Here is a 1,708-nt window from a genome sequence, read left to right on the forward strand (position 1 = left end):
GGCTCTGGAGTGGACCGGCGCCGATTCCAGTGCGGCCAAGTACTACATCTATTGGGACGCGGGATCCGGCACCATCAACTACAGCACGAAACTCGACTCGGTCATTGGCGGCCCCGGATATCAAACCTGGGATTCGGTGAATTGCTCGCTCTTCCGCCCCGGATTCGCCGGTGACTCGACTTACAAGTTCGCGGTGCGCACGGTTGACAGTTGCACGGTCAACACGCCGAGCTGCCCGAACTTCGACGCCGTAGGCGCGACCGACACGGCCATGGTCCGGCACATCAAGCCGGTGACCGGCCTGACCTGCCAATCCATCGCCGGTGGTGCGATCCAGTTGCGCTGGTATCAGAACGAAACGACGGCGTGGCTGGGCACCATGGTCATCCACTATGGCAAAGACAGCGCCAACGCCATCGACTGGACGACGAATCTCGACACCATCTCGTGGCATCAGGCGGGAGTCTGGGTTGCTGACTCGGGCTTCTACAGATGGAACACGACGATGGCGAACCCGGTCCCGGCCATGGTCGAGCACGGGCTCTATGTCTTCACCGTCGAGTCGATCGATAAGTGCGGTTACGCCGAGGTCCAGCATGCGACTCCGACGTACTGCTACTCCGACAAGGCTCCGGCCTATGCTTGCGTGATTCAGCCGGAACCCGGCAGCCTGTATTGCGACAACGAATATCACGGGCTGACGATTTTCACATGCGCCAAGGACTCGGCGAGCAACGACATCAAGACCGTCACCGCCTGGGGCCGTCTGAAAGACATCAGTCCGGCAGCCGGCAATCAGCCTGGTGACTGGTTTGTGCTCGGCGGCTCGTCGCTGTCCGAACCGGGTGTCTGCTTCCACGTCAATCTCGATCCGTTCATGCTGAACTACCAGGTGGGCGCCGACACGGTGCAGACGGTCGAAGTTGCGATCGCCACCACCGACGTGGTTGGCAAGACGATCACGCCCGACGAGGCGTGGGCGGCCTGCTCGAGCCAGTACTGGTTCGATTGGTCGACCCGTGTGATCGAGGGCAGTCTGTTGACGATCAACGGTCAGCAGCGTGTGCTGCAGGTCTTCTGCGGCGTGCGCGGCTACCAGATCTATGGCCCGACCAACCCGGTGGCGATTTCGGTTACCGGCGGGACCCCGCCGTACGCGTTGCAGGTCATTGTTGACGGCAACCAGTACCTCTATCAGGAGCGGGTCAGCAACTCGATCACATTCAACCTCGATGCGACCGGGTTCGCCAAGGGCGGAGCACATTACCTGCAAGTCTTCTGGAGCGACTCGTGCGGCTGGACCGGTTCTGACGCCGACAGCCTCTGCGTTCCGGATTCGATTCCGCCTTGCGCGCTGGTGACCAACCCGGTGGATGGCAAATGCATCCGCCGTGCGATGTCCATGCGCGATCCGATCGGGCAGTATGAAGACCCGATCACGATCCACATCGAAGGCAACGATCTGACTCCGGATGGCCAGTTCTGCGTCGACCAGTCGGGCGTCCTGAAAGTCGACTTCCAGTGGGCCACAACCTGCTGCGCCGGTGGGACAACGAACTGCGTCGACTCAACGATCAAGGACTCGGTCTCCCTGGGCGGCGGCGGTATCCCGACCCAGTGCGATTCCTTCTACACTGATAGCCACCTTGATTCGATTGTCTGTGCGGATACATCCTTCGCGGGCTGGAAGTACACCTTCCGCGATACG

Annotated in this window: 1 protein-coding gene; it reads left to right on the forward strand. The window is 61.1% G+C overall.

Features of this window, described 5'->3' with window-relative positions; all coding sequences use genetic code 11:
• Positions 1-1,708, forward strand: a 1,708-nt coding sequence (locus AB1772_13445) for a hypothetical protein (protein ID MEW5797344.1), incomplete at both ends; no start/stop codon positions are given.

Source organism: Candidatus Zixiibacteriota bacterium, assembly GCA_040752815.1.
Taxonomy (GTDB): Bacteria; Zixibacteria; MSB-5A5; order GN15; family FEB-12; genus JAGGTI01.